This window comes from Actinomadura sp. 7K507 (assembly GCF_004348425.1).
Lineage (GTDB): Bacteria > Actinomycetota > Actinomycetes > Streptosporangiales > Streptosporangiaceae > Spirillospora.
Map to the genome: position 1 here is coordinate 1 of NZ_SMKK01000095.1, position 23,645 is coordinate 23,645.

Genomic DNA, 23,645 nt, shown 5'->3' on the forward strand with positions numbered 1-23,645 from the left:
CGACTGGCTTAGACACCCAAGATCATCGGGGACCGCGTTCGTCGTTCACAACCCCCCGGGTGCCACCCGCCGTTTGGCCTGCCGATCTACCGGCTCATCTCAGCATCTGAGAACGCATTAGCCCTGGGTACGCGATGCCGTGCCGCGTGAGTGCCCCGTCTCGCTGCTGGCGGAGAAGAGGTGAACCCGGCGCCGGGTCCGGACTCTCACTGAGCGGGAAGGACGGCGGCGGCGCACCACGCGGTTTGACAGGTTGAGGGTGGACGTCCGGTGGGCAGGCCGCGATATCGAAGGAGTCGAGGACAGTGACGCAGATCCGAGGGCTGGGATATCTGAGGGTCCAGACCCGGCACATCGACCGCTGGCGCGAGTTCGCCCTCGACGGGCTCGGGTTCGCCGAAGGCGACGGCCCCGACCCGGACGGGCTCTACCTGCGCATGGACGAGCGCCGGTCGCGCCTCCAGCTGCTGCCCGGCGACACCGACAAGGTGCTCGCCGTGGGCTGGGAGGTACGCGACCAGTACGCGCTGGCCGCCGTCCGCGAGGCCGTCGAGAAGTCCGGGACGGCCGTGACGGCGCTGAAGCCGAAGGAGGCCGCCGAGCGCGACGCCGAGGAGGTCATCGCGTTCACCGACCCGGGCGGCACCCCCGTCGAGGTGTTCTTCGGCCCGGTGCTCGACCACAGCCCGGTCCGCACCGGCTTCGCGCAGAAGTTCGTCACCGGCGCGATGGGCATGGGCCACGTCGTGCTGCCCACCCCGAACTTCGCCGAGACCGCCGCGTTCTACAACGAGGTGCTCGGGTTCCTGCCGCGCGGCGCGATGAAGGTCGGCGGCCCGGTGCGGATCCGCTTCATGGGCGTCAACCAGCGCCACCACAGCGTCGCGATCTGCCCGGCGCCCCACGACGGCGCCCCTGGCCTCGTCCACCTGATGGTGGAGGTCGACACCCTCGACGCGGTCGGCATCGCGCTCGACACCGTCAAGGAGAAGGGCTTCTCGATCTCCTCGACGCTGGGCCGGCACACCAACGACAAGATGGTGTCGTTCTACGTGCGCGCCCCCGGCGGCTGGGACGTCGAGTACGGCTGCGAGGGCATGCTCGTCGACGAGACGTACTACACCGCCGAAGAGATCACCAAGGACAGCTACTGGGGCCACGACTGGTCGGGGTCCGAGCCGCTGGCCGCGTTCGCCCAGCCCGAGAAGTGACCCCTCCCCGGTCTTCGGTCGAGCCGTTCGCGCTCAGCGGCATCGGCGACTTCGACCACGAATGCGACGTGCTGGTGGTCGGCTTCGGAGCCGCAGGCGCCGCCGCGGCGTACGAGGCCGCGGCGGCGGGCGCGGACGTGCTCGTCCTGGAACGGTCGAGCGGCCCCGGCGGGACGTCCGCGCAGTCGGGCGGGGAACTGTATCTCGGCGGCGGCACGCGGGTGCAGAAGGCGTGCGGCTTCGACGACACGCCGGACGACATGTTCGCCTTCCTCGAAGCGGCGCTCGGCCCGCACGCGGACGCGGAGAAGCTCCGGCTGTACTGCGACGGGAGCGTGGAGCACTTCGAGTGGTTCCGCGCCCGCGGCGTCCCGTTCAAGGAGAGCCTGTTCGACGCGCCGGGCTGGATGCCGTACACCGAGGACGGCCTGATGTGGCTCGGTGAGAACGCCTGGCCGTACAACACGATCGCCCGGCCCGCGCCGCGCGGGCACCGCCCGGAGACGCCGATGTTCGCCGGCGGGATCCTCATGGAGAAGCTGATCGCGGCCGCCGCCGGCGCGGGCGCCGTCGCCCACCAGGACACCTCCGCCACGAACCTCGTCGTGGACGGTGACGGCCGCGTCGCCGGCGTCGTCGCGCGCAGGTTCGCCGAGACGGTGACCTACCGGGCGCGCAGAGGCGTCATCCTCACCTCCGGCGGGTTCGTCGACAACGAGGAGATGCTCGCCGACCACGCCCCGGTGCTGCTCGGGCACGACAAGGTCAGCGACGGCACCAGCGACGGGTCCGGCATCCGGATGGCGACCGCGCTCGGCGCCGCGACCCGCCGCATGGCGACCGTGGAGATCGCGCTCACCGCCAACCCCGCCGTCATCTGCCGGGGCATGCTCGTGGACGGACTCGGCCGCCGCTTCATCAACGAGGACGTCTACCCGGGCCTGTTCAGCCACCAGGCCGTCCAGCACCAGCCCGGCCCCTACTGGGCGATCATCGACGAGACCGGGCACGACGAGATCGCCGAGGCCGACATGTGGGGCGTCCGCCCCAAGCACGCGGCGGAGACGATCGCTGAGCTGGAGGAGTCCCTCGGCCTGCCGTCCGGTTCGCTGGAGGCGACCGTCGAGACCTACAACCGGTTCGCGGAGCGGGGCGAGGACCCCTACTTCCGCAAGGACCCCAAGTGGCTGCGTCCCCTGAAGGGCCCGTTCGCGGCGATCGACCCGGCCGACGGGTTCTTCGGCGCGGGCAAGCACGGCGCCGGGACGGGCGCCGGCGGGTTCACCCTCGGCGGCCTGGACACCACCGTGGACGGTGAGGTCCTCAACAACTCCGGCGAGCCCGTCCCCGGCCTGTACGCCGCGGGCCGAACGGCCTCCGGCATCCACGGCGAGGGCTACATCAGCGGGACGTCCCTGGGCGACGGCACGTTCTTCGGCCGCCGCGCCGGCCGCGCCGCCGCCGCATCCGAGAACTGAGAGGTATGCGAATGAAGCACGCCGTCCTGCTCCCCGTGGCGGCGGGCGTCACGGCCGATCCCGCGTGGATCGGCGCGTACGTCCGGCACGCCGAAGCCTGCGGCTTCGAGTCGGTCGGCGCGGTCGAGCACGCGGTGGTGGCGAGCGGCTACTCCAGCGTCTACCCGTACGACGCCTCGGGCCGCATGGAACTCGCCGACGACCTGGACATCCCCGACCCGCTGGACCTGCTGGCGTTCCTCGCCGGGCAGACGACGCGGATCGGCCTCGCCACCGGCGTGCTCGTCCTGCCCGACCACCACCCCGTGGTGCTCGCCAAGCGGCTGGCGACGATCGACGCGCTGTCCAGCGGGCGGCTGCGGCTGGTCGTCGGCATGGGCTGGATGCGCGAGGAGGTCGAGGCGTGCGGCGCCGACTTCGACTCGCGGGGGCGGCGCGGCGACGAGCAGCTCGAGGTGCTCCGCAAGCTGTGGGCCGACACGGCGCCCGAAGGAGCTTCGCATGACGGGGAGTTCTTCCGGTTCAAGAACGCGATGAGCTACCCGAAACCCGTCCAGGAGGGCGGCGTGCCGATCCACGTCGGCGGCCACACCAAGGCCGCCGCCCGCCGCGCCGGCCGGTACGGGGACGGCCTCCAGCCGCTCGGCGTGGCGGGGGACGAGCTTCGTTCGCTGGTCGCGCTGATGCGCGAGGAGGCCGAGAAGAACGCCCGGGACCCGGACGCGCTGGAGCTGACCCTCGGCCACTCGCTGGCGGCCGTCACCCCGGAGAAGGCGGAGAAGCTGGGGGCACTCGGGGCAGGCCGCCTCGTCCTGCGCGGCAAGCCGACCAAGGACCTGAACGAGGCGCGCGACGAGCTGTCCGCCTGCGCCGAGCGCCTCGGCCTGTCATGACGCTGGGGACGGGCGACCGGGTCGAACTGCTCGACCTGGTCTCCCGGTACGCTCTGTACGCCGACCGCCGCGATCTGCCCGGCGTCGCGGGCCTGTTCACCGAGGATGCCGTCCTCGTCCTGCCGGACCCGCCCGGCTCGCTCGGCCCGGCGCGGACCTTCGCCGGACGGGACGGGATCGTGGAAGCCCTGTCGACGTTGAACGACGTCCCCGTGACGTCCCACGAGATCGTCGGCCAGGTGTTCGAGGCGGACGCGACCGGCCACGTCACCTGCGTGGCGCACCATCTGACCGAACGCGAGCCGGGCAAGCCGTCCGACCTGATCTGGCACATGCGCTACAGCGACGTCTACCGGCGCGAGGACGGCGGCTGGCGGTTCGCGAGGCGCGCCCTCCAGATCGACTTCATCGAGACCAGACCCGTCCGGAGGTGGCGTGTTGGGTGAGGATTCCCGAGTCAGTGTGGTCACCGGTGGTGCGCTCGGCATCGGCGGTGCCGTCTCCCGCCGTTTGGCCGCCGCCGGTGACCTGGTGATCCTCAACGACATCGACGCGGACGCCGCCGACCGTGCTCAGGCCGACATCAAGGCCGCCGGAGGCCGCTGCGTCACGGTCATCGGCGACATCGTCGAGGACGAGACGGTTTCCAAGGTGGTGGCCGCTGCGGAGGGCCGGGTCGACGTCCTGGTCAACAACGTGGGCGACTTCCGTCCCGCCGCCGCGTCCTTTCAGGACAGCACGCCCGAGCAGTGGCAGCGTCTCTACGAGCTGAACCTGCTGCACGTCTTCAAGCTCACGCACGCGGTGCTCCCGGCCATGATCGAGCGGGGTTCGGGGAGCATCGTCAACAACTCCACGGTCGAGGCGTTCCGCGGCATCCCGCAGCACCCGGTGTACGCGGCGTTCAACGCGGGGGTGTCAGCGTTCACCCGCAGCCTCGCCGTGGCGGTCGGACGGCACGGCGTCCGCGTCAACGCCATCGCCCCCGACCTGGCCGACACCGAGCAGACCCCGGCCGAGTGGATGCGGCGCGGCTACGACGAGGGACTGGAACACACCTGGGTGCCGCTGGCCCGCTTCGGCGAGCCCGACGACTACGCGGCGGTCGTCGCGTTCCTCGCCTCGGACGACGCCCGTTTCGTCACCGGCCACACGATCCCGGTGGACGGCGGCACGCTCGCCGCGTCCGGCTGGTTCGTCCGCGCCGACGACCAGGGCTGGACGAACCGCCCCCACCGCGCCTGACCACCGCGCCTGACCACCGGCTTTTCAGACCATGTGGCAGGCCACGTGGTGGCCGTCGGCCGTCTGCCGCAGCATCGGCTCCTCCTCCGCGCAGCGGTCGGTGGCGAGGGGGCAGCGGGTGCGGAAGCGGCAGCCGCTCGGCGGGTCCAGCGGGGACGGGGGCTCGGAGTTCTCCTGCTCGCCCTCGCCTTGCGGGGCGTCCGGCACCGAGGCGAGGAGCAGGCGCGTGTAGGGGTGCAGCGCCGAGCCCGCCAGCGCGCCGGACGGGACGACCTCGCAGACCTTGCCCAGGTACATCACCATGATCCGGTCGCTGATGTTCTTCACGACGGCGAGGTCGTGCGCGATGAAGATCATGCTGAGGCCGAGGCGCTCCTTGGTGCCCTCCAGGAGGTTGAGGATCTGCGCCTGCACGGAGACGTCCAGGCTCGACACCGGCTCGTCGCAGATCAGGACCTGCGGGTCGAGCATCAGCGCGCGGGCGATGCAGACGCGCTGGCACTGGCCGCCGGACAGCTCGTGCGGGCGGCGGTCCCAGACCACGGCCGGGTCGAGCCCGACCGACTCCAGCACCGCCTCGATCCGGGCCCGGTCCGGTTTGCCGCCCCACACCGACGGTCCTTCGGCGACGAGATCGGCGACCTTGCGGCGCGGGTTCAGCGCGGCGGCCGGGTTCTGCAGGATCATCTGCATCCGCTTGCGCCGTTCCCGCAGCGCGGCGGGCGTGAGACCGGTCAGCTCCGTGCCGTCCAGCCGCACCGACCCGCCGGACGGCGGCGGCAGCTGCATCACCGCGCGTCCCGTGCTCGACTTCCCGCAGCCGGACTCGCCCAGGATGCCGAGCGTCTCCCCGTCCATGAGGTCGAAGCTGATCCCGGAGACCGCGTGGACCTTCCGTCCGCGTCCCGCGGGGAACTCCACGACGAGGTCTTCGACGGACAGGACGCGGTCACCGGACCGCAGGTGCGTGGTGCCCGTGCCGGCCATCAGGCGCCTCCAACGTCGACGGGGTGGTGACAGGCGAACGCGCGGCCGCCGTCCGCGACCAGCGCGGGCGAGGTCTCGCAGCTGGACGTGGCGTACCGGCACCGCGGCGCGAAGCGGCATCCCGGCGGCGGCGCCGCCATGTTCGGCGGGGCGCCCTCGATCGCCTGGAGGACGGAGTGGGGCGGGTCGTCCAGCCGGGGGACCGAGGCCAGCAGCGCCTCGGTGTACGGGTGGCGGGGGCCGGCGAACAGGTCGGCGGCCGGGGCCAGCTCCGCGAGGCGGCCCGCGTACATGACCGCGACCCGGCCGGCCCGCCCCGCGACGACCGCGAGGTTGTGGCTGATCAGGACGATCGCCGTGCCCAGCTCGGACTGGAGCCGGCCGAGCAGGTCCAGGATCTGCTTCTGGACGGTGACGTCCAGCGCGGTCGTCGGCTCGTCCGCGATCAGCAGGGACGGCTCACCGGCCAGCGCGACCGCGATCACCACCCGCTGGCGCATGCCGCCCGACAGCTCGTGCGGGTACTGGCGGAGTCTGCGGCGCGGCTCGGGGATGCCGACCAGGCGCAGCAGCTCCTCGGCCCGGTCGCGGGCGGCGGCGCGGGACATGCCCCGCATGCCCTCGGTCAGGTGGCGGCCGATCCGCTTGACCGGGTTGAGGGCCGTCCCCGGGTCCTGGAAGACCATCCCGACGTCCGACCGCCACAGCCCGCGCCGCTCGCCGGGGCTGAGGGCGTGCACGTCCCGGCCGTTCAGGACCACCTTCCCGGTCACCGTCATGGACGGGCCCGACGTGTACAGGCCCATCACCGTCCGGCCGAGCACCGACTTGCCCGAGCCGGACTCGCCGACGATGCCGAACATCTCCCCGGGGCGGACGGTGAAGGACACCCCGTCCACCGCCTTGAGCGGACCCTGCGGGGTGCGGATCTCGGTGTGCAGGTCCTCCACGGCAAGGACGGCTTGGTCGTTCGTACCGGGCTCGTCGTTCGTACCGGGTTCGTTCTTCATGCCGGCTCCTAAAGCTTCGCCTGGCGGGGGTCCCACCGCTTGCGGGCCTTCTCACCGATGAGGTTGAACGCGAAGACGGTCAGGAAGAGCGTGATGCCGGGCACCAGCACGATGTGCGGGTACTGGGTGAAGGCGTCGTTCTCCTCACCCTCGGCGATCATGTTCCCCCAGGACGGCGACGGCGGCTGGACCCCGAGGCCGAGGAAGCTCAGCGACGCCTCCGCGACGATCAGCACCGACACCATCACCATGCCGTAGGACGCGAGCGGCAGCACGACGTTGGGAAGCAGCTCCCGGGTCATGACGCGCCGCCGGGAGGCGCCCATCGCCTCGGCCGCCACGACGAACTCGCGCTGCGCGAACGCCATCGTGCTCGCCCGCGCCATCCGGATCATGCTGGGGATCGCGAGCAGCGACAGCGCGAAGGCGATGTTGGCCAGGCTCGGCTCCAGGACGGTGCCGAGCGCGATCAGCAGGATCAGCGGCGGGACGGCCAGCAGCGAGTTGGTCAGCACGCCGACCGTTGCGTCGGTGCCGCGCCGGAAGTACCCGGCCGCGATCCCGATCGCCCCGCCGACGACCATGCCGATGGCGACCGCGCCGAGCGAGACGACGAGCGACGACCGCGCGCCGTGGACGACGCGTGCGAGCAGGTCGAGCCCGAAGTTGTTGGTGCCGAGCGGATGCGAGGTCGACAGGTCCGGGACGGCCATGCCGGGGGTCCCCAGCGTCTTGACGATGTCCTGGTGCTCGCCGAACGGCAGCAGCGGCGCGGCGACGGCCGTGGCGACCAGGGCGGTCACCCAGCCGACGCAGAGCCAGAACAGCAGGTCGAAGGAGCCGCCGAACACGGCCCGGCCGAGCGCGTTCAGCCCGAGGTAGGCCGCGGCGAGGCCGATGACGACCGCGGCGGCCTGCACCCACCCGTCCCCGGCCAGGACGGTCACCGACAGCCCGAACACGGCGAACCCGGCGGCGGCCAGGGCCGCGCCCCACCACCGCGGGCCGATCACCCGGGCTGCCCTGTCGGTCATGTGCGGGTCGGTCATGTGCGTGTCGGTCGTGTGCGCCTCAGACATGTGCCCGCCTGATTCGTGGGTCGAGACGGCCGTAGGACAGGTCGATCGCCGCGTTCACCAGCACGTAGATCAGCGCGATCACCAGGACCGCGCCCTGCACCATCGGGACGTCGCCCTGGTCGGCCGCGCTGATGATCAGCGTCCCCATGCCGGGCAGCGCGAACAGGTACTCGACGATCACCGTGCTGCCGATGAGCCGGCCCAGGCTGATCCCCATCAGCGTGATCAGCGAGAAGGACGAGGGGCGCAGGGCGTCCCGGAACAGCACCTGCAGCGGCGCCATGCCCTTCGCCTTCGCCGACAGGATGAAGTCCTCCTGCAGCGTCGTGATGAGGTCGCCGCGCAGCACCCGCGTGAACGTCGCCGTCTCCATCAGCGCGATCGTCAGCGCGGGCAGGAACGCGTGGTAGAGGTTGTCGCCGACCCCGTCGCTGAGCCGCGACCACTCCAGCCGCGGGAACCAGCCGAGCCGCTCGGCGAACAGCGCGATGAGCAGCATGCCCGCCAGGAAGCTCGGCACCGACAGCACCCCGAACGACACCGCGCTGACGGCCCGGTCCACCAGCCCGCCGGACCGGTACGCCGACCACATCGCCAGGGGGACCGCCAGGAGCAGGGCCATCACCATCGCCAGGACGGCCAGTTCCACGCTGACCGGCAGCGCCGCCCCGATCCGCCCGGCGACGTCGCTGTACGGCGGGACGAACGACTCGCCCAGGTCGCCGGTGAGCGCGTCGCCCATCCAGTGCCCGTAGCGGACCGGGAGGGGATCGTTCAGCCCCATCGACTCCCGCTTCGCCTCGTACTCCGCGGCCGTGTGGCCCTCGCCGAGCACCACCACCGCGGGGTCGCTCGGCATCAGGTCCACCAGCGCGAACGTGCCCATGCTGACGATCAGCAGCACCAGCGTCAGCTCGATCAGCCGTCTGGCCAGGTCGCGTGCCATATCGTCCCTCTCAGCCCTGGGCGATCCAGGCGTCGTCGAGCAGGACCATGCTGTTGACGGTCCCGACGACGCCGTGCACGGTGTCCGGCCAGGCGACCAGCTCGGGCTGCGGCCCGAGCACCAGTGCCGGGACGTCCTGGTTCCACTGCTGCTGGATGCGTCCCATCACGGCCCGCTGGTCTTCGGTCGTCTCAGCGCCCCGCAGCTCCTCGATCAGCGCGGACATCGCCGGGGTGGTCGCCATCCCGACCGTGAGGTTGCCCTCGGCGTGGAGCGTGGCGTACATGCGGGCGAACGGCCCGGCCTCGCGCCAGCTCAGCGCCCAGCCGGCCACGTCGTAGCTCTTGCGGACGGCCACCTTCGTGATCTGGTCGGAGACGGAGCGGACCAGGTCGAGTTCGACGTCGAAGCCGACGTTCTCCAGCATCGCCTTGCCCGCGAGCGCGGTCGTCCGGGAGGCGGGGTCCTGGGAGTCCAGCCAGGACACCTTGCCGTCGAAGCCGTCGGCCTTGGCCTCCCGCAGCAGGCGGCGGGCCTTGCCCGGGTCGTAGGGAAGCGGCTTGGCGTCCGTGTGCCAGACCGAGAAGTCGGGGAACAGCGCGTTGCTCGCGAGGCCCGTACCGGGGTAGGCGCGCTGGTAGATCGCCTCCGGGTGGATCGCGTGGTGCATCGCCTTGCGGACGCGCGGGTCGGCGCCCGGATGCCCCGGCAACGCGTTGATCACGGCGGCGTTGCCGAGCGCGACCATGCTGAGGTAGCCGTGGTGCCCGGCCTTCAGCGCGTCCTGGACGGCGACGGGATCGCGCAGGAACGCGCCCTGGATCCGCCCGGTGCTCAGCGTGGACAGCGCGGCGTCCGGGTCGTCGACGTACACGATCCGGATCCGGTCGAGGTTCGGCTTCCCGCCGTGGTAGCCGGCGCGCGCCTTGAGGACGGTCTCCTCCTTCGGCCGGTACCGCTCGAAGGCGAAGGCGCCCGCGCCGACGGGGGTGAACTCGCCCCCGGCGTCGGACGACTTCGCGACGATCATTCCCGGGCCGGTGGTCAGCATGAACGGGAACGTCGGCCACTCGTGCCGGAGCTCGAACTTGACGGTCAGGTCGTCGGGCGTCTCGACGGCCGCGACGTTGCTCTTCCACAGCGCCGCCTCGTCCGCGCCCTTCTTCACGTAGCGTTCGATGCTCCACTTGACGGCCTGCGCGTCGAGCGGTGTCCCGTCGCTGAACGTCACGCCGTCCCGCAGGGTGAGCGTGAACGCGGTGGAGTCGCCGTTGGCCTCCAGGTCCTCGGCGAGCTGCGGGTGGAGTTCGCCGGTCTCGCTGTCCCAGCGCATCAGGACGTCGTAGATCGCGGCCATCTCCATGCCGCCGGTGGAACCGGCGACGATGGTCTCGGCCGGGTCGAGGAGCCCGGCCTCGGCGTAGGCGGCGAGCGTCATCGTGCCGCCCTTGACGGGCGGGCCCGCCTCACCGGGCCCGGCTTCGCCGATCATGCCGGCCTTGTACTCCGCCGGCGGTCCGGCGGGCTGCTCCCGCCCCGCGTTCTCGCCCTGCCAGGCGCATGCCGTCGCCGTCATCGCGACGATGAGCAACCCGGCGGAACGGCGGCGCCATCTCCACCTGGACGTCTTCACGATCCTCCCGCGAACCCTCTGCGAACGCTGCCGCTGCCCCCTGCTCTCCGTAGGTGACTTTCGGTAGACCAAAACGAGGGAAACAACGATGACCGGATCGGGGCGTCGCCAGGTCCCGCTCAGTGGGATCCGGTCCGCCGCGCCGCCGGCACCTGCGCCTCGGGGTGCTCAGAGCCGCACGGACGCCGCCGCGGCCGCCGCGAGGAGCCCGTACTCGCGCATCCGGCCGGCCGGCATCCGGTCGGCCGGACCGCAGACGACCAGCGCACCGAGCGGGCGGCCGTCGGCCCCCGCCAGTGCGGCGGAGACGGCCCGTGCACCCTCCTGGACCTCCTCGTCGTTGGAGGACCAGCCCTGCGACCGCACACGTTCCAGCGCGGCGTCGTCGTCGAACCCCGGATGGGCCGCACGCAGCCGCTCCACCTCGCCGGCCGGCAGGAGCGCGGCGATCGCGCGCGCCGCCGCGCTGCCGAGGAACGGCATCTCCGCCCCCGGAGGCATGCTCAGCCGCACCGGCCGCCGGCTCTCGGCCACTTCGGCGACGGTCAGGCGGTCACCGTCCATGACCCCGAGCAGGACGGTCTCCTCGGTGTCGTCCCGTAGCCGCTCCATGACCGGACGCACCGTCGCGACCAGGCTCGCGGTGCCCCCCTCGCGGGCCAGGCCGAGGAGCGCCGGCGCCAGCTCCCAGCGGGTGGCCGGCCCTCCGGCGGGCCGGATCCAGCCGGCCTCGTGGAGCGTCACCGCGATCCGGTGCACCGCGCTCTTGTCGAATCCGGTGGCGCGGGCCAGCTCGCTCACCCCGATCGGCTGCGCGGCCGCGATCGTCTCCAGCAGCACGCACGCGTTCCGGACCGATTGCACCTGCTTGACCGTGCTCATTCCCTCAACCTACTATCGAATGAAACAAACGTGTCACATAGTAACACGACCCACAGCAACACGAGTCAGCAACACGAGCCAGCAACACGAGGGGGGTCAATGTCCGCGTATCTGTTCCTTCCCGAACCCGAGCCGCGTGCGGCCGAATACACGATCATCTCGGTGGACGACCACGTGGTGGAGCCTCCTCACACGTTCGACGGCCGGCTGCCCGCCCGGCTCCAGGAACGGGCGCCGAGGATCGTGGAGACGCCCGAGGGGAACCAGGCCTGGGAGTTCGAAGGCGACCGGTACACCCAGGTCGGGATGAACGCCGTCGCCGGCCGCCGGCCGGAGACCATCACGTTCGAGCCGTTCCGCTTCGACCAGATGCGCCAGGGCTGCTACGACGTCGACGCGCGCGTCCGCGACATGGACATCAACGGCGTCTGGGCATCGGTGAACTTTCCGTCCCAGATCACCGGCTTCTGCGGGCGCGTCTTCTTCGCCACCCACGACCAGGAACTCGGGCACGCCTGCGTGCGCGCCTGGAACGACTGGCTGTACGACGAATGGCACTCCAAGTACCCCGACCGGATCGTCCCGCTCGGCATCACCCACCTCACCGACCCGGCACTGGCCGTCGAGGAGATCCGGCGCAACGCCGCCCGCGGCTTCACCTCGGTCACGTTCCCGGAGCGGCCGCACGCCATCGGCCTGCCCTCGCTCTGGGACCGGGACCACTGGGACCCGATCATCCAGGCGTGCGTCGACACCGACACGGTCATCTCGCTGCACGTGGGCAGCTCGGGCCTGCAGAACCACCCGCCCGGCGCCCCGCGCCTGCAGCTCGGCGCCACCCTCTTCGGGCAGCAGTCGCTGCGCGCCTGCGCCGAATGGCTGTGGTCGGAGTACCCGCTGCGGTATCCCGACCTCAAGATCGCGATGAGCGAGGGCGGTATCGGCTGGGTGGCGATGCTCCTCGACCGGCTCGACAACATCGTGGACCGCTCCGGGTACGGCACCGGCTGGGAAGTGCGTCCCGCCGACGTGCTGCGCCGCAACTTCTGGTTCTGCACGATCGACGACCCGTCCACGATCGACACCCGGCACCGGATCGGCGTCGAGAACATCATGGTCGAGACCGACTACCCGCACGGCGACAGCACCTGGCCCGACACCCAGTCCGTCCTCGAGAAGGCCTGGGGGCACATCGACCCGGCCGAGCTCCGGGCGATGTGCTCGGAGAACGCCGCCGCCCTCTACCGGCACCCGCTGCCCGCCACCGTGCTCCCCCTCGGCTGAAGGAGGACTCGTGTTCGAACCCACGCCCGGCAAGCTCATCCCCGACCTCACCCTCCGGGAAGAACTCGTCCTCCTTGCCCGCTGCCTCTGGCGTGAGGGCTACAACGACCACCTCGCCGGTCACATCACCTGCGCCCTGGGCGACGGCACCCTCCTGTGCAACCCGTGGCTGATCACCTGGGACGAGCTGCGCCCGCACCAGGTCATCCGCATCGACCTGGACGGCGACCTCGTCGAAGGCGACTGGCCGGTCCCCCTGGGCATCCCGCTCCACCTGGCCCTGCACGAGCAGCGCCCCGACGTGGGATGGGCCGTCCACAACCACCCCCTGTACGGAACCGTCTGGGCCGACATGCGCGAGGTGCCCCCCGCCATGGACCAGAGCTCCACCCTGGGCGGCGGCGACATGGCCCTGGTGGACGAGTACGACGAGCCGGTCAACAGCAAGGAGGCCGCCCGCGCCGCCATCACCAAGATGCGCGGCGCCGACCTGGCGCTCCTCGCCGGCCACGGCGTCTTCGTCGTGGGGAGCTCCGCCCGCGCCGTGCACCAGCGTGCCGTCGCGCTGGAACAGCGCTGCCAGCGCGCCTGGCACATCCGCGCCGCCGGCGGCGTCCTGGAATCACCGCTCCCCACCTGGTGGGCCGACAAGATGCGGCGCAGCGACGGCAACGGCTTCGCCGGCTTCTGGGAGGCCATGGTCCGCCAGGAACTCCGCGCGGACCCGGACCTTCTCTCCGGCTAGGCGTGCCCGCGGCGGCTACGGTCCTGCTCAGTGAGATGCAGTCCGTGTCCGGGGCGCCCGATGGCCGAAGTTGATAATCGGGGTTCGACACCTGGGAGGATGCATGCCGGACGAGAAGACCGCCGTGCTGGGCGACGACCGCCCGGCCCAGGAGACGGCCTTCGCCGACCTGGTCCTCGCACGCGGTGACGACGACCGGACGGGCCTGTGCTTCGAGGAGGACTCCTGGACGTGGCGGGAGGTCGTCACGGAGGCCCGGCGGCGGGCCGGTCTGGTCGCCGATCTGCCCGGCCATGCCGGCCTGTTCCTGGAGAACGGCACCGAGCACCTGTTCTGGCTGCTGGGCTGCGCCCTCGCCGGAGTCCCGGTCGTCGAGCTGAACCCGACCCGCCGGGGCGCCGAACTGGCCCGCGACATCACCCACACCGACTGCTCGCTCCTGGTCACCGAGACGTCCCGCGCGCCCATGCTGGAAGGCCTGGTGGACGTCCCCGCCCTGACCGTCGACACCCCCGCCTACGCCGACCGCCTCGCGACGGCCCCTCCCGCCGAGACCTCCCCGGTCACCCCGGAAGCGATCTTCTCCCTGGTCTTCACGTCGGGTACCACCTCCGCGCCCAAGGCGGTGATCTGCACCCAGGGCAGGCTCGGCCGCATCGCGGTCCAGCAACGCGACCGCCGCGCCCTGACCCGCGACGACGCGTTCTACGTCGTCATGCCGATGTTCCACTCGAACGCCCTGATGGCCGGCATCGCGCCCGCCGTCGCCACGGGCGGCCGGATCGTCCTCCGCCGCAGGTTCTCCGCCTCGGGCTTCCTCCCGGACGTCCGCCGCCATGGCGTGACGTTCTTCAACTACGTCGGCAAGCCCCTCAGCTACATCCTGGCGACCCCGGAGAAGCCGGACGACGCCGACAACACGCTCCGCATCGCGTTCGGCAACGAGGCCGCCGAGCCCGACATCGCCGAGTTCGCCCGCCGCTTCGGCTGCACGGTCATCGATTCCTACGGCTCCAGCGAGGGCGAGATCCGCCTGAACCGCGTCCCGGGAACACCCTCGGGCTCGCTGGGCGTCGCCGAGCCGGGCACCCTGGTGATCAACCCGGACACGCTCGAAGAATGCCCGCCCGCCGAGTTCGACGAGCACGGCACGCTGCTCAACGCGGAAGAGGCGATCGGCGAGATCGTCGACACGCTGGGCGCCGCGAAGTTCGAGGGCTACTACAACAACCCCGAGGCGACGGCGAAGCGCGTCCGCAACGGCTGGACGTGGTCGGGCGACCTGGCCTACAGGGACGGGGACGGCTACTGGTACTTCGCCGGCCGCAACGACGACTGGCTAAGGGTGGACGGCGAGAACTTCGCCGCGGCCCCGGTGGAACGCCTCCTGGCCCGCTACGAAGAGTTCGCGGACGTGGCGGTCTACGCCGTCCCGGACCCCCGCGTCGGCGACCAGGTGATGGCGGCGGTGGCGCTGACCCCGAACACGACCTTCGCCCCCTCCGCCTTCACGGAATTCCTGGCCGCCCAACCCGACCTGGGCACGAAGTGGATGCCCCGCTACATCCGCATAGTCGAGGAACTGCCGCGAACCCCGACCAACAAGGTCATCAAACGCACCCTCCGCACCGAGGCGACCGAGACGACCGACCCCCTCTACGAGAACAACAACGGAACCTACGAACCCCGGACCCCCTGACCCGCCGGGCGTCAACTCCCGGTGAGTTCGAGGCGGAGGAGGCGGTCGTCGTTGGGGCGGGGGGCGGTGCCTCCCCAGGTGGCCTCGTCGGTGTTCGAAGTGGTGAGCCACAGGGAGCCGTCCGGGGCGGGTTCCACGGTGCGGATGCGGCCGTACTCGCCGACGAAGTGGCTGACGGGTTCCCCTGCCGCCTCGGGGCCGTCGACCGGGAGTTGCCACAGCCGCTGGCCGCCCAGAGCTCCCATCCAGATGGAACCCTGCGCGAAGGCGATGCCCGAGGGTGAGGCCTCGTCGGGGTGGACGGTGAAGATCGGGGGCTCGCCGGTGTCGCCGTCCGTTCCCTCGGTTTCGGGCCAGCCGTAGTCGAGGTCCGGCCGGAGGACGTTCAGCTCGTCCCAGGTGCGGTGGCCCAGTTCGGAGGCGTAGGCGGTGCCGTCCGGGCCGAAGGCGATGCCCTGCACGTTGCGGTGGCCCGAGGAGTAGACGGGGGAGCCGGGCGTGGGGTTGTCCTCCGGGATCGACCCGTCCGGCCGGATCCGCAGGATCTTTCCGTTGAGGGAGTCCTCGTCGGACGCGTTCTCGGGCTCGAACGCGTCTCCCGTCCCGATCCACAGGTGACCCTCGGGGCCGAAGCGCAACCGGCCGCCGTGGTGCCGGTCGGCCGTCAGGATCCCGTCCAGGACGACGCGTTCCCGCCTGAGCGACCGCAGGTCCTCGGCGACGCGGAGCGCGACCACGCGGTTGGTCGGTGGCCCCGACACGTAGGCGTAGACCGCGCGGTCCTCGGCGAAGCCGGGGGAGGCGGCCAGGCCGAGCAGGCCTCCCTCGGCGCTCACCTCCACGCCGGGGACCTCGCCGACCAGTGCCGCTTGTCCGCCCTCGGCCGGGATGTGGTGGATCTGCCCGGACGCGCGCCCGGAGACGAGGGCCGAGCCGTCCGGCAGGAACGTCAGCCCCCACGGCATGTCCAGGCCTGTGGCCAGCTCGGTGACCGTCCCCGGGGCGGCCGGCGGCGATGATCCGGAGTCCGCGCGGGTGGGCGTCCGCGGTTCGGGCGTCCCCGCGCATCCGGAGAGCACCGCCCCCGACAGGGCGGCGGTCAGTGCCAGGGCGAGGACCCGCTTCGGGTGCATGATGTGCCTCGATTCCGTGGTGTTGATGGCGACAACATAATCGTGATGCCGTCGCCAACACAAGGCGATAACAGAGTTCTGTTATCGCCGATACATCCGGGGCGGCTGGCGGGTATCGTTGGCGGCCATGAGGCGGGACGCGACGCGGGAGCGGATCATCAAGGCGGCCTACGACCTGCTCGGCGAGGGCGGCCGCGAGGCGCTGTCCACCCGCGCGATCTGCGCCGAGGCGGGGGTGCAGTCACCGGTCATCTACCGGCTCTTCGGTGACAAGCAGGGCCTGCTGGACGCGGTCGCCGCCCACGGATTCGAGTCCTACCTGGCGGACAAGGCATCGCTCGGCGAGACCAGCGACCCCGTGGACGACCTGCGCCGCGGCTGGGACCTGCACGTCGGGTTCGGGCTGAGCAACCCGGCCCTGTACTCACTCATCTACGGCGACGCCCGGCCCGGCGTCGAGACCCCCGCCGCGCGCCAGGCCGCCGCGATGCTCGCCCGGCACGTCAGCCGCATCGCCGCGGCCGGGCGCCTCCGCGTGAGCGAGGAGCGGGCCGCCCTGCTGATCCACTCCGCCGGCCGCGGGATGACCTTCACCCTCATCTCGCTCCCGGAGGACCGGCGCGACCCCGCCCTGTCCGCCCTCGCCCGCGAGGCGGCCATCGCCGCCGTCACCTCCGGGACGGCCCCGGCCGACGCCACCGACGACCCGGTCAGCAAGGCCATCGCCCTGCGCGCCGTCGCCCCCGAACTCACCGGCCTGACCCCTGCCGAACACGTGCTCCTCACCGAATGGATGGACCGCGTTACCGCCGCACCACCTGCCTGACTCAGCGGGCCCGGGTCGGCTTCAACCGGGATCTTCCCGGCCGGCCCGGCGCTCGTTGCCGTCCCACCGGCCAGGTGACTCGATCAGGAGGTCGTTCGAGCTGTTCGGCCGCCGCCCGGTACACCTGGGCGCGCCCGGCGCATATGCCCGCGTCCCACACCCGGCCCTGCCGCGACCAGACCCGGGATCGCGCGGCCTCCATGTCCGCGAGCAGCCGCCATGCCTGCGCCTCGCCGGAGAAGTGCTCGCCCCCCTCGGGCGCCTCCGGCCCGGCGTCCCCGAAGAGGAACACCGCCTCCGGTGACGGCTTCGAGAGCAGGGACTGGAGAGCCCCGCGCCCGCCCCGGCTCCTTCCCCGCGGCCTGGAGCTCCGCCGCGCCGCCCACGCACCGCGCAGCCTTCGCGCGGCGCTCACTGGACGACCTCGAACCACACGGTGTGACGTCCCGTCTCCCCGCGCAGCGCGCCCCACCGGTCGGCGAGTTCGCTCACCATCAGCAGCCCGCGCCCGGACTCGTCGCACGCCGGGGACTGCGCCGGAATCACCGGACGCCCTCGCGAGCCGCCGTCGTCCAGGATCTCCACCCGCAGCCGCGCGGCCGACACGAGCGCGGTCACCCACACCCCGCCGCCGGGCCTGCCGCTGGCGGTGTGCCGGACGGCGTTGGTGGCGATCTCGCAGACCATCAGGTCCACGTCGTCCAGCTCGAAGCCGTCCGAGCAGCGCGCCAGCGTCCGCCGCACCCGCGCCCGGACGTCCCGGACGTCAAGGACGTCCAGGACGCCGGGCGGGCACATCCGCTCGGTGCGCCACCCGTCCCAGACGATCACAGCCGGCCCCCGGCGGCCTGATCGGCCGTCGCCCGAACGGATCCGCCCGGTGTCGGGTGAGCGGCATACTCCGCTGGAGGCGAGTACTCAGGCAGGTTCGACATGGGTCCGATTTCTTTCCCGCCGGATCACGGCCCGGGGCCGGTGGGGCAAGCACCGCCTCAGGGCCGCTCCGTATCCGCTGATCGCCTGCGGTCCACCGGCCTCCCGTGGAACGCTCTGCACAGAACGCATCACTTAGAGTGTTGATGCAAAGGTTGCATTTACATTGCTTGCATTCACGGGTCAACCGAGGCGCGGAGGGCACGGGGGCTGTGGCCGCGCCCGTCGCACACACGGAAAGGAGTCGCAGTGGGGACACCGACGGTGCGTCTTCGGCGTCTCGCGGCAGAGCTGCGCCGGCTGCGCAAGGTCGCGGAACTCACTCGCGAGCAGGTGAAGGAGCAGACCGGCATCAACGTCGCCACGCTCTACCGGATCGAGACCGCCCGTGTCCGGCCTCAGGCGCGCACCCTGGCCGGCCTCCTGGACGTGTACCGGGTGGCCGAGCCGAAACGCTCCGAACTGGGGACCCTGCTCAAGCAGTCGGCGACGCGCGGCTGGCTGCACACCTTCGCGTCAGATCTTCCGGAACGCTACGCCTCCTACATCGAGTTCGAATCCGAAGCGCGCGACGTTCTGAACTACGAGTGCCTGTTCGTCCCGGGCCTCCTCCAGACCGAGCGCTACGCGCGAGCCGCCATCCAAGGCGCCTTTCCGGAGTCCGCCGTCGAGGAGATCGAAAGCAGGGTCGACGCACGGATGCGGAGGCAGGCGGCCCTGACGAAAGACCAGCCGCTGAAACTGTGGGCGATCGTGGACGAAGCCGCCATCCGCCGCGTCGTCGGCGGCCGGGAGATCATGCGGGAGCAGCTCGATCACCTGCTGGCCGTCACGGCGCGTTCGAACGTGAACCTCCAGGTGATCCCGTTCGACGCGGGAAGCCATCCAGGTATGCCCGGCTCTTACGTCGTCATGAACTTCGTGGAGGAGATCGGGCCTGACATCGTGTATCTCGAAAGCCAGGCAGGGGACATCTTTCTAGAAGAAGAGGCAGATGTTGCCCGATACAACCTGGTCAGTGCACATCTTCTCGCCGTCGCGCTCAGCCCGAGCGCATCCGCTTCGCTGATCGCCGCGTCCGCGAAAGATCTGCGTCCGGGAAAGGAGCGTGATGATCATGACGCCCGCGATGTCGCGTGCTCCGTGGCGGAAAAGCAGCCGGAGCGGCGGTGGCAACTGCGTCGAGGTCACCGGTGCGCGAGCCGCCATCGCGATCCGCGACAGCAAGGCTCCCGCTACCGGACACCTCACCTTCAGCGTCCAGGTCTGGCTCACCTTCACGACCCAGGTAAGAGCCGGACGCTACGACCAGAGCGCGAACGACGACGCCTGATCCGCCGGCGTCCGTCCCCACGGGACGGTGCGTGTGGCCATGGCTAGGACGGGTCGGGCAGCATGCGGCGCATGGCCTCGTGGGCGGCGAGGAGCTTGCGGTCGCGGGGGAAGCCCGCGCGCTTCTGGGCCGCCTCGTAGTTGCCGCCGGCGACCCGGATGGGCCCGTCCTTGAGGTGTTCGAGGCCCTCGCGGGCGATGTCGTCGGGGTCGGCGACGTTGAGGCCCGGCATGTCCATGTTCAGGCCGGCACGTTCCATCGCGGGGGTGCGGGTCACGCCGAGGACGAGTTCCAGGACGTCCACCCCGTGCTCGCGCATCTCCAGCCAGAGGCCCTCGGCGAAGACGCGGCCGAACGCCTTGACGGCCGAGTAGATGCTGATCTGCGCCTGCCCCATGTAGCCGGCGAGGGAACCGACCAGCAGGATTCCGCCGCGTCCGCGTTCCTTCATCAGCGCGCCGAAGTGGTGCGTGAAGGCCAGCTGGGCGGTGATGTTGAGGTCGATGACGCCCTGGAAGCGGTCCAGGTCGCCGGTTACGAACTCGTGGCCGTAGCTGTTCGCGCCCGCGTTGAAGACGAGGAGCCCGACCTCGATGTCGTCGGTGACCTCGCGGATCGCCTTGAGCGGGTCGGGGGCGACCAGGTCGAGTTCGAGGGTACGGACCTCCACGCCCTTCGCCCGGACGGCGCCGGCCGTCTCGGCCAGGGGGCCGGGCTTGCGGGCGATGAGGACGAGATTCACGCCGGCGTCGGCGAGCCGGTGCGCGAACGCGGCGCCGACCCCCTCCGAACCGCCGGCGATGACGGCCCACGGGCCATATTCGTCGATCACTGTTCTCCATCCAGGTCCGGGGTCCAGGCGACGCCGTTGATGTGCGAGCCGCCGTCCGCGAACAGGGTGTTTCCGGTCAGGTAGCGGGCGTCCTCGGACGCGAGGAACACCGCCACGGGCGCGATGTCGGTCTCCGGGTCGCCGAGGCGGCCCATCGGGTTGGCGCGGTCGGCGGCCGCCTCGATCTCCGGGTGCTCGGCCGCCACCCGGCGGAACGCCGCGCTCTTCGCGCCGGGGCAGATCGCGTTGACGACGACGCCGGACGGCGCCCACTCGCGGGCGGCCGTGCGGGTCAGCGTCCGGAGCGCCTCCTTGGCCGAGTTGTACTCCAGCGTCCCCATGTGGGCGTTGACCCCGTTCAGGGAGCACATGTTGATGACGCGTCCCCAGCCCTGCGCCTTCATGTGGGGGAACGCGGCCTGCATCGCCCACAGCGGGCCGTAGTAGCCCATGGCGAAGCCGCGCGTGAGCTGCTCGTCGGTCTTGGCCTCGACGCGGCCGACGGTCCCGGCGCCCCAGGCGTTGTTGACCAGGACGTCCACGGTGCCCCAGGTTTCCGCGGCGGCGGCCACCATCGCGTGCACCTGGGCCTTGTCGGTGACGTCGGTCTGGACGAAACGGGCGTTCTCCCCGATCTCGGCGGCCACCCGCTCACCGGTCTCCTCGTTCAGCTCCGCCACCACGACGCGGGCGCCCTCGGCGGCGAAGCGGCGGGCGACGCCGCGTCCGATGCCGTCGCCCGCGCCGGTCACGACCGCGACCCGCCCGGCCAGCCGTCCACCGGTCACTCCATCACCTGGACCGCGCCGTTCAGCGCGGCCTCCTGGATGGACGAGCGCAGTGCCGGGCACGTGTCGTGCGGGTCCTGGATACCCACGCACGCCGCCCGCGCTTCGGCGTTCCACTGGATGCTGGTCTGCTCCCAGCTCGCCTTGCGCACCAGCACCTCGGCGGCGCAGCGGCGGCAGCGGACGGGCAGCAGCGGGCCGTCCAGGAGGCGTTCGTCTTGGCGGGCCGTCACGTCGAGACCTCTTCGGAGTCCATGCGGGCGAGGTTCTCGTCGACCTCCTTCTGCCACGATTCGACGGGACGGGTCGTGTCGATCTCGAACTCGAACCGGTCGGTCATCTCCGGCTTGACGTCGGCGACGTCGACGTAGAACTGGTCGTACCAGCGGCGCAGCTGGTAGACGGGCCCGTCCTCCTCGGACAGCAGCGGGTTGTCGATGCGGGTCTTGTTCTTCCAGATCTCGACGTCCTGCTGGAAGCCGAGCAGGATGAACTCCGACAGCTTCTGCGCCGTCGCCTCGGCCGCCTCCGCCGGCAGCTTGTCGCTGTGCTGCACGATGATCCCCGAGTGCAGCGAGAACGAGTTCTCGTCGATCGGGTAGTGGCAGTTGATCAGGACGGAGTTCAGGTCGTACCCCTCGTAGTGGTACGTCAGCTCGTCGATCATGAAAGACGGGCCGTGGTAGGACGCGACGGAGGTGTTGCCCAGCATCAGCGGCCCGCCGCGGCCGGAGCCCTCCCGCTGGCGGCGCGCGTCCTCCCGGGTCACGCCCTTCATGATCTGGGTGGCGACCTGGCCCTCGAAGATGTTCTTGAAGAACGTCGGGAACGACTGGTGGATGTAGAAGAAGTGCGCCATGTCGACGACGTTGTCGATGACCTCGCGGGCGTTGGTGTGGACCACCTGCTCCGTCCAGCGCCAGTCGGTCCAGTCGTCGCGGGTCGCGCCTTCGATCACGGGGATGGTCACGTCCGCCGGGGGCTTGTTCCCCTCCGGGTCGTTCCAGACGAACAGCAGCTTGTCCTGCTCCATCGTCGGCCACGCCGCGGTCCGGGCGCGCAGTGGGACGCGGCGCGCGTAAGGGATCGACTTGCAGCGCCCATCGCCGCCCCAGCGCCAGTCGTGGAACGGGCAGGCGATCTCGTTGCCCTTGACGGTGCCGTCCGACAGGTCGCCGCCCATGTGCCGGCAGTAGCCGTCCAGGACGTTGGTCTTGCCGTCCGCACCGGTGAAGACCACGAGCTTCTGCCCGAACGCGTTGACCGTGTGGGGCTTGCCGTCCCGGTACTTCTCGGCCAGCCCGAGACAGTGCCATCCCCGGGCGAAACGGGAGGAGATCGCCTCCGCCTCGATGGCGCGGACGGCGTCCGACTCGGTTGCGGTCACGTGGATCATCCCTTCGAAGACGGATGGGTGATTCGAACGTTAGGTCGCACGTCGCCGTCCCGTTCCGGCGAGTCTCGCTGGCCGGGACGTTCCCGCTCGCGCGGTGACCCTGACATGGTGTCCTTCAACGGTCGCCTTAGGGAAGGAGCGGGGATGAGCAACGAGGTCCTGGACGCCGTGCGCGCGCTGCTGCCCGGCATCGCCGAGCGTGCCCGGTCCGTGGACGAGAAGGGGCGCATCCCCGCCGAGACCGTCCGCGACCTCACCGCCGCCGGCGTGTTCCGCATGCTCCAGCCCACCCGCTACGGCGGCGCCGAGGACGACCCGGTCGCCTTCTACGAGGTCGTCCGGGCGATCTCCGGCGTCTGCGGCTCCACCGGCTGGGTCGCGGCGATCCTCGGCGTCCACTCCTGGCACCTCGGCCTGTTCGAGGACGAGGCGCAGCGAGAGGTGTGGGGAGCGGGCCCGGACACGCTGATCGCCTCGTCCTACGCCCCGATCGGCCGGCTCACCCCGGTCGAAGGCGGCTACGAGGTGACGGGGCGGTGGTCGTTCTCCTCCGGCGTCGAGTTCACCTCGTGGGCGCTGCTCGGCGCGCTCGTCGTGGGCGCGGAGGGACGTCCCGTCGACTTCATGACGGTGCTCGTCCCCAAGGACGACTACGAGGTCCGCGAGGTGTGGGACTCGATGGGCCTGCGCGGCACCGCCAGCGACGACATCGTCGTGGAGAACGCGTTCGTGCCCGCGCACCGCGCGATGCGCAACTTCGAGCAGGCGCAGCTCCGCAACCCGGGCCGCAAGGTCAACGGCGGCCCGCTGTACCGGATGCCGTTCGGGACGATCTTCACCAGCACGGTCACCGCCGGCGTGATCGGCATGGCGGCCGGCTGCCACGACCACTACGTGGACCGGATGCGCGACCGGATCCGGCTGAGCCTCGGCGGCGGCCGGTTCGTCGAGGACCCGTTCGCGCAGGTCGCCGTCGCCCGCGCCGCGTCCGAGATCGACGCCGCGGTCCTGCAGACCGACCGGAACGTCCGGGAGATCCACGAGTACGCGGTCCGCAACGAGAAGATCCCGATGGAGCTGCGGCTGCGCGCCCGCCGCGACCAGGTCCGCGGCACCGAACGCGCGATCCAGGCGATCGACATCCTGTTCAAGACCGCCGGCGGCAACTCCCTGCAGCGCGGCAACGTCATCGAGCGCGCCTGGCGCGACGCCCACGCCGGCAGCGTCCACGTAGCCAACGACGTGGAACACGCCCTGTCCATGTACGGCCGCGGCGAATTCGGCCTCAAGGTAGAAGACAACCTCGTCTGAC

Annotated in this window: 24 protein-coding genes and 1 pseudogene; 12 read left to right on the forward strand and 13 right to left on the reverse strand. The window is 71.2% G+C overall.

What is annotated here, in order from left to right; genetic code table 11:
- Positions 1-305 precede the first annotated feature (305 nt).
- The 5 genes from E1285_RS21795 to E1285_RS21815 are packed head-to-tail and all read left to right on the forward strand — an operon-like array spanning position 306 to position 4,827.
- Entirely contained in the window at positions 306-1,211 is a 906-nt protein-coding gene (locus E1285_RS21795; RefSeq protein WP_132154909.1) for a VOC family protein, read from the forward strand.
- Entirely contained in the window at positions 1,208-2,689 is a 1,482-nt protein-coding gene (locus tag E1285_RS21800) for an FAD-dependent oxidoreductase (protein ID WP_132154911.1), read from the forward strand. Before E1285_RS21795 ends, E1285_RS21800 begins: the two co-directional genes overlap by 4 nt.
- A gap of 11 nt (positions 2,690-2,700) precedes the next feature.
- Entirely contained in the window at positions 2,701-3,582 is an 882-nt protein-coding gene (locus E1285_RS21805; RefSeq protein WP_132154913.1) for an LLM class F420-dependent oxidoreductase, read from the forward strand.
- Positions 3,579-4,028, forward strand: a complete 450-nt coding sequence (locus tag E1285_RS21810) for a nuclear transport factor 2 family protein (RefSeq protein ID WP_132154915.1) — start codon at positions 3,579-3,581, stop codon at positions 4,026-4,028. Before E1285_RS21805 ends, E1285_RS21810 begins: the two co-directional genes overlap by 4 nt.
- A complete protein-coding gene (locus E1285_RS21815) occupies positions 4,021-4,827 on the forward strand; it encodes an SDR family oxidoreductase (RefSeq protein WP_207946728.1) in 807 nt (268 codons plus the stop codon). Before E1285_RS21810 ends, E1285_RS21815 begins: the two co-directional genes overlap by 8 nt.
- A gap of 24 nt (positions 4,828-4,851) precedes the next feature.
- Here the strand turns inward: E1285_RS21815 and E1285_RS21820 are convergent, their stop codons facing one another.
- The 6 genes from E1285_RS21820 to E1285_RS21845 form a co-directional block, all read right to left on the reverse strand.
- A complete protein-coding gene (locus E1285_RS21820) occupies positions 4,852-5,814 on the reverse strand; it encodes an ABC transporter ATP-binding protein (protein WP_132154920.1) in 963 nt (320 codons plus the stop codon).
- Positions 5,814-6,824 (reverse strand): ABC transporter ATP-binding protein, encoded by a 1,011-nt coding sequence (locus E1285_RS21825; protein WP_132154922.1) that lies wholly within the window; start codon positions 6,822-6,824, stop codon positions 5,814-5,816. Before E1285_RS21825 ends, E1285_RS21820 begins: the two co-directional genes overlap by 1 nt.
- A gap of 8 nt (positions 6,825-6,832) precedes the next feature.
- Complete coding sequence (locus tag E1285_RS21830; RefSeq protein ID WP_132154924.1) at positions 6,833-7,903, reverse strand: ABC transporter permease; 1,071 nt, start codon at positions 7,901-7,903, stop codon at positions 6,833-6,835.
- A complete protein-coding gene (locus tag E1285_RS21835; RefSeq protein WP_132154926.1) occupies positions 7,896-8,849 on the reverse strand; it encodes an ABC transporter permease in 954 nt (317 codons plus the stop codon). The genes E1285_RS21830 and E1285_RS21835 overlap by 8 nt, the downstream gene beginning before the upstream one ends.
- A gap of 10 nt (positions 8,850-8,859) precedes the next feature.
- Complete coding sequence (locus E1285_RS21840) at positions 8,860-10,482, reverse strand: ABC transporter substrate-binding protein (protein ID WP_243722963.1); 1,623 nt, start codon at positions 10,480-10,482, stop codon at positions 8,860-8,862.
- A gap of 168 nt (positions 10,483-10,650) precedes the next feature.
- A complete protein-coding gene (locus tag E1285_RS21845) occupies positions 10,651-11,364 on the reverse strand; it encodes a helix-turn-helix domain-containing protein (RefSeq protein ID WP_132154928.1) in 714 nt (237 codons plus the stop codon).
- A gap of 99 nt (positions 11,365-11,463) precedes the next feature.
- Between E1285_RS21845 and E1285_RS21850 the strand changes: the two genes are divergently transcribed.
- The 3 genes from E1285_RS21850 (at position 11,464) to E1285_RS21860 (ending at position 15,092) form a co-directional block, all read left to right on the forward strand.
- Positions 11,464-12,648: an amidohydrolase family protein gene (locus E1285_RS21850; RefSeq protein WP_132154930.1), complete on the forward strand. Its 1,185-nt coding sequence runs from the start codon at positions 11,464-11,466 to the stop codon at positions 12,646-12,648.
- A 10-nt stretch (positions 12,649-12,658) separates the two neighbouring features.
- Positions 12,659-13,393, forward strand: coding sequence for a class II aldolase/adducin family protein (locus E1285_RS21855; protein ID WP_132154932.1), 735 nt, complete (start codon positions 12,659-12,661; stop codon positions 13,391-13,393).
- Positions 13,394-13,496: 103 nt separating this feature from the next.
- On the forward strand, positions 13,497-15,092 hold the full coding sequence (locus E1285_RS21860) for an AMP-binding protein (protein ID WP_132154934.1): 1,596 nt from the start codon (positions 13,497-13,499) through the stop codon (positions 15,090-15,092).
- An 11-nt stretch (positions 15,093-15,103) separates the two neighbouring features.
- Here E1285_RS21860 and E1285_RS21865 read toward each other — a convergent pair whose 3' ends face one another.
- Entirely contained in the window at positions 15,104-16,225 is a 1,122-nt protein-coding gene (locus tag E1285_RS21865; protein WP_132154936.1) for a PQQ-dependent sugar dehydrogenase, read from the reverse strand.
- A 127-nt stretch (positions 16,226-16,352) separates the two neighbouring features.
- Between E1285_RS21865 and E1285_RS21870 the strand changes: the two genes are divergently transcribed.
- Positions 16,353-17,051 carry a TetR/AcrR family transcriptional regulator gene (locus tag E1285_RS21870; protein WP_132154938.1) on the forward strand — a complete coding sequence of 233 codons (699 nt, stop codon included), beginning with the start codon at positions 16,353-16,355 and terminating at the stop codon, positions 17,049-17,051.
- Position 17,052: 1 nt separating this feature from the next.
- Here the strand turns inward: E1285_RS21870 and E1285_RS21875 are convergent, their stop codons facing one another.
- Together E1285_RS21875 and E1285_RS21880 are read right to left on the reverse strand one after the other, a co-directional pair.
- Positions 17,053-17,466 (reverse strand): hypothetical protein, encoded by a 414-nt coding sequence (locus tag E1285_RS21875; RefSeq protein ID WP_132154940.1) that lies wholly within the window; start codon positions 17,464-17,466, stop codon positions 17,053-17,055.
- Positions 17,463-17,882 carry an ATP-binding protein gene (locus E1285_RS21880; RefSeq protein WP_132154942.1) on the reverse strand — a complete coding sequence of 140 codons (420 nt, stop codon included), beginning with the start codon at positions 17,880-17,882 and terminating at the stop codon, positions 17,463-17,465. The genes E1285_RS21875 and E1285_RS21880 overlap by 4 nt, the downstream gene beginning before the upstream one ends.
- A 366-nt stretch (positions 17,883-18,248) precedes the next feature.
- Between E1285_RS21880 and E1285_RS21885 the strand changes: the two are divergent.
- A pseudogene (locus E1285_RS21885) lies at positions 18,249-19,046 on the forward strand (helix-turn-helix transcriptional regulator); the annotation flags it as partial.
- A 67-nt stretch (positions 19,047-19,113) separates the two neighbouring features.
- Positions 19,114-19,317: a DUF397 domain-containing protein gene (locus tag E1285_RS21890; RefSeq protein ID WP_243722965.1), complete on the forward strand. Its 204-nt coding sequence runs from the start codon at positions 19,114-19,116 to the stop codon at positions 19,315-19,317.
- Positions 19,318-19,360: 43 nt separating this feature from the next.
- Here E1285_RS21890 and E1285_RS21895 read toward each other — a convergent pair whose 3' ends face one another.
- From E1285_RS21895 to E1285_RS21910, 4 genes are read right to left on the reverse strand one after another with little or no spacing between them, the layout of a single operon-like run.
- On the reverse strand, positions 19,361-20,149 hold the full coding sequence (locus tag E1285_RS21895) for an SDR family NAD(P)-dependent oxidoreductase (RefSeq protein ID WP_132154944.1): 789 nt from the start codon (positions 20,147-20,149) through the stop codon (positions 19,361-19,363).
- Entirely contained in the window at positions 20,146-20,937 is a 792-nt protein-coding gene (locus E1285_RS21900) for a glucose 1-dehydrogenase (RefSeq protein WP_132154946.1), read from the reverse strand. Before E1285_RS21900 ends, E1285_RS21895 begins: the two co-directional genes overlap by 4 nt.
- A complete protein-coding gene (locus E1285_RS21905) occupies positions 20,934-21,170 on the reverse strand; it encodes a ferredoxin (RefSeq protein WP_132154948.1) in 237 nt (78 codons plus the stop codon). Before E1285_RS21905 ends, E1285_RS21900 begins: the two co-directional genes overlap by 4 nt.
- Positions 21,167-22,333 carry a Rieske 2Fe-2S domain-containing protein gene (locus E1285_RS21910; RefSeq protein WP_132154950.1) on the reverse strand — a complete coding sequence of 389 codons (1,167 nt, stop codon included), beginning with the start codon at positions 22,331-22,333 and terminating at the stop codon, positions 21,167-21,169. The genes E1285_RS21905 and E1285_RS21910 overlap by 4 nt, the downstream gene beginning before the upstream one ends.
- Before the next feature lie 144 nt (positions 22,334-22,477).
- Here E1285_RS21910 and hsaA point away from each other — a divergent pair, with 144 nt between their 5' ends.
- Entirely contained in the window at positions 22,478-23,644 is a 1,167-nt protein-coding gene (gene hsaA / locus E1285_RS21915) for a 3-hydroxy-9,10-secoandrosta-1,3,5(10)-triene-9,17-dione monooxygenase oxygenase subunit (RefSeq protein ID WP_132154952.1), read from the forward strand.
- Position 23,645: the final 1 nt, after the last annotated feature.

Excerpts from the sequence above, each read along its gene's own strand:
- E1285_RS21825 (WP_132154922.1), bottom strand. The coding sequence starts at position 6,824 with ATGAAGAACGAACCCGGTACGAACGACGAGCCCGGTACGAACGACCAA.
- E1285_RS21860 (WP_132154934.1), top strand. The coding sequence starts at position 13,497 with ATGCCGGACGAGAAGACCGCCGTGCTGGGCGACGACCGCCCGGCCCAG.
- E1285_RS21805 (WP_132154913.1), top strand. The coding sequence starts at position 2,701 with ATGAAGCACGCCGTCCTGCTCCCCGTGGCGGCGGGCGTCACGGCCGAT.
- E1285_RS21890 (WP_243722965.1), top strand. The coding sequence starts at position 19,114 with ATGTCGCGTGCTCCGTGGCGGAAAAGCAGCCGGAGCGGCGGTGGCAAC.
- E1285_RS21830 (WP_132154924.1), bottom strand. The coding sequence starts at position 7,903 with ATGTCTGAGGCGCACACGACCGACACGCACATGACCGACCCGCACATG.
- E1285_RS21910 (WP_132154950.1), bottom strand. The coding sequence starts at position 22,333 with ATGATCCACGTGACCGCAACCGAGTCGGACGCCGTCCGCGCCATCGAG.
- E1285_RS21835 (WP_132154926.1), bottom strand. The coding sequence starts at position 8,849 with ATGGCACGCGACCTGGCCAGACGGCTGATCGAGCTGACGCTGGTGCTG.
- E1285_RS21845 (WP_132154928.1), bottom strand. The coding sequence starts at position 11,364 with ATGAGCACGGTCAAGCAGGTGCAATCGGTCCGGAACGCGTGCGTGCTG.
- E1285_RS21820 (WP_132154920.1), bottom strand. The coding sequence starts at position 5,814 with ATGGCCGGCACGGGCACCACGCACCTGCGGTCCGGTGACCGCGTCCTG.
- E1285_RS21865 (WP_132154936.1), bottom strand. The coding sequence starts at position 16,225 with ATGCACCCGAAGCGGGTCCTCGCCCTGGCACTGACCGCCGCCCTGTCG.
- E1285_RS21870 (WP_132154938.1), top strand. The coding sequence starts at position 16,353 with ATGAGGCGGGACGCGACGCGGGAGCGGATCATCAAGGCGGCCTACGAC.
- E1285_RS21810 (WP_132154915.1), top strand. The coding sequence starts at position 3,579 with ATGACGCTGGGGACGGGCGACCGGGTCGAACTGCTCGACCTGGTCTCC.
- hsaA (WP_132154952.1), top strand. The coding sequence starts at position 22,478 with ATGAGCAACGAGGTCCTGGACGCCGTGCGCGCGCTGCTGCCCGGCATC.
- E1285_RS21850 (WP_132154930.1), top strand. The coding sequence starts at position 11,464 with ATGTCCGCGTATCTGTTCCTTCCCGAACCCGAGCCGCGTGCGGCCGAA.